We start from the raw sequence: 3,482 nt of genomic DNA, 5'->3' as shown, positions 1-3,482 counted from the left end.
TATGAAACCTTTGCGCCGTTAGAGCAGGTTGTTAATGCAAGGAAAGAAGCAGAAAAAGCCATGGCGCGTGCGAATGGTGCGCAACAGGTTGCAGAAGAATCGAAGAGGGTTTCGGAACAAGCGCTTAGCGAAGTGACGAAAACAGTTCAAACAGCGACAACAGCGCTTACGACGTCTCATGAAGCGAAGGAAGAAGCTAAAGCAGCGACGACAACGGCTAGCCTTGCGAAAGAGACAGCGGATACAGCCAATGGCTTAGCAGAAGAAGCCAAGAATACTTCTGATGCAGCGAAGCGCATGGCAGAAGAGACAAAAGCAGCAGTCGATAGAGCCTCAGGGGAAATCAATAGTACGAAAGGTTCATTGGCTACGGCATTACAACGTTTTGAAGAGGTCAAACAGAGCAGTGAGAATGCTGTTAATTTATCGACCGAAGCCAAGAGGTTAGCCGATGAATCGAAGACCATTGCAACGCGTGCAGAACAAACAGCAAGAGAAGCTTCACAAACAGCAACAGAGACGACGCAAGTAGCAGCGACGGCGGTAGCGACGTGTCATGAAGTTAAGACTGTAGCCATGCAAGCAAGTCTAAAGGCAGATGGAGCCAAACAGGCAGCCGATGATGCCAAGGATATTGCAGAACAAGCAAAAGAGTTATCAGAAGGTGCGACATCTTCTGTTACAGAACTCACAAAAACAGCCTCACAAGTACAAGCGGGAGTAGAGACAGCATTAACAGCTTCAAGAGAAGCCAAATCACAATCAGAGGCAGCTGTAAGCACGTCAGAAGAGGCGAAAGGTTTAGCGGAAAAAGCGAATACGGCATCTACAGAGGCGCAAAAGGCATCAGAACAGGCATTAAGAGAAGCGACTTCTGCGAAAACAACAGCGGGCGGGGCATCTAGTATAGCCAATGATGCGAAAGGGATTGCTGAGGCAGCTAAAACATTATCAGAAGAAGCAAAACGGTTGGCAGCAGCATCACAGGAGACAGCAGAAACAGCAAAGGCTAAAGCCGAAAGTGTAGAGGCAGTTGCGAATGAAGCAAAATCTACAGCGACTACAGCATTAACAGAAGCAAGAGAAGCTAAGAGTACGGCATCTGAGGCGAAGGGTTTGGCGGAGGAAGCGAAAAGCGCCGTTGATAAGGCGACAGGGAAAGTAGAGCAAGCTGTAAAAGAGGCTAGCGATGCGAAATCTAAAGCAGAAAATTTAGAGACTGTTGCGACTGAGGCGAAATCCACGAGTGAACAAGCAAGTCAAACCGCCTCTAGTGCAAAAAGCTTATCAGAAGAAGCAAAAGAAGAAGCAAGGAGCGCCAAAGCGACAGCCTTAGAAGCCAAAAGTGCGTTGGATAGTGCACAGACGAAAGCCGAGCAAGCGCAACAGAGTGCAACAGAAGCAACACGAATAGCCAACGAAGCGAAGGTAGCAGCAGAAGCATCGGTGCGTTCAGGAGAAACGGCAGGTGAAGCGAGTGTGGAGGCGTTGAAGGGTATAGCTACAGCAGCAAAGAGTAAAGCGGAAGCAGCAGAGAAGGTAGCAGAAGAAACGAAAGGTGCTTTGGATGGTCTAAAACAATTAGCCAATAGTGCGAAGTCGACAGCGGACGAGGCAAAGAAGGTAGCTGATGGTGCACAAAAGAAGGCATCACAGGTAGAGACAGTAGCGGGTGAAGCTGAAAAGATAGCGAAAGAAGCCAAACAGACAGCTGGTTATGCTAACCATGAGGCGGCACAAGCGCGCAGTGAGGTAGAAAAGGCAAAAAGTACAGCTCATGAAGGATGGAGTAATGCCAATAAAGCGCAGGAAGTAGCAGGTGACGCTAAGACTATAGCAAGTTTAGCGCGGATGTATTCAGACGAAGCCAAGAAAAAAGCCGAAGCAGCAGACAACAAAGCTCATGAAGCGTGGAGTAATTCCCACAGCGCGAATGAAACAGCGAAGGACGCCAAGGTTATAGCAAGATTAGCGGAAACAGCAGGTGAAGAAGCCAAGAAAATAGCGGAGAAAGCCAATGACTACGCGTATGAAGCTAAGGGTGAAGTAGAGAAAGCCAAGGAAATAGCTAATAGTGCAAAATATGCAGCAGGAGAGGCGCAAAAGGCAGCTGAAACAGCGGGTAAAAAAGCCGCGTCTTTAGAAGCAGCCGCAGAAGAAGCACAAAAAATAGCAAAAGAAGCCAAACAGACAGCAGGTTATGCTAACCATGATGCGGAGCAAGCGCGTAGTGAGGTGGAAAAAGTAAAAAGCACAGCGAATGAAGCGTGGAGTAAAGCTTACGACGCGAATGAAGCAGCCAATAACGCTAAGACTATAGCAAGATTAGCAGAAATGGCAGGTGAAGAAGCCAAGAAAATAGCAGAGAAAGCCGATGACCGAGCGTATGAAGCCAAGAATGAAGTAGAAAAAGCCAAGGAAATAGCGAGTAATGCAAAATATATAGCAGGAGAGGCGCAGAGGGCAGCCGAAACAGCGGGTAAGAAAGCCGCGTCTTTAGAAGAAGAAGCGGAAGAGGCACAAAAAATAGCCAAGGAAGCCAAGGAGTCTGCTGGTTATGCAAGACATGATGCGACGCAAGCGCGTAGTGAGGTGGAAAATGCAAAAAGCACAGCGAATGCAGCGTGGAATAAAGCCCACAAAGCGAATGAAACAGCAGATAGTGCTAAGCTTACAGCAAGTTTAGCAGAAACGGCAGGCGAAGAAGCCAAGAAAAAAGCCGAGGCGGCAGATTCACAAGCCTATCAAGCCAAGAGCGAAGCCGAAAAAGCCAAGGAAGTAGCCGATAGAGCGAAAAGGACAGCAGAAGAAGCCAAAACAACCGCCGATACAATGAAGAAAGAGCTTAGTGGTATCAAGAGTTCTCTGGAAACAGCGACAACAGCTCATACAGTAGCTTCACAGGCAAAAGCGCTAGCGGAAGAGGTAAACAATTTACTGAAACAGTCCAATTTAACGGTTCTTTCAATTTCCACGCCGTTTCTTATTGCAACAGGGAAAAAACAACTCACATTGAAGAAAGGAACGCGTATAACCTTGGCATTAGGCAATGATACTTTGGTTGCAAGTTATACGGAAGATACAATAATAAACGTTTCTTCTATTTCGGCGGGGAAGGATTATTATGTTTATTTGGTTTCTGATGGAAGACAGTCTCATAAATTTGTTTTATCAGAAAACTCTACGTATCCAAGGAATTACACAGTGAGTAATTCGCGCAAGATAGGAGGGTTTCATACGCTTTGTGCGGATGTTGGTACGATTTCCGGTCATCCATTGTCTGGTTATAGAGCAGGGGATATTTTACCCAATTCAGTTTGGTGTCTCAATCACCGTCCGCATAGTTCACCAGAAGGTATGGTTTATGACCCCTCTACAGATCTTTGGGTTGATATTTATCTTCAGTCAGGGACGGGTGAAAATACGAAATCAATGTATCGTACCAATATAACAACAAACCGTAATTATACCGAACATGTAAC

1 protein-coding gene is annotated in these 3,482 nt (G+C 46.5%); it reads left to right on the top strand.

The window, feature by feature from the left end:
- On the top strand, window positions 1–3,482 hold a 3,482-nt coding region (locus ACFIQC_RS09385; RefSeq protein ID WP_375707096.1), incomplete at both ends, for a hypothetical protein.

Origin of the sequence: Bartonella sp. AA126HLJHH (genome assembly GCF_042197425.1) — a bacterium.
Lineage (GTDB): Bacteria > Pseudomonadota > Alphaproteobacteria > Rhizobiales > Rhizobiaceae > Bartonella.
This window is presented reverse-complemented; position numbering and strand designations above follow the sequence as displayed.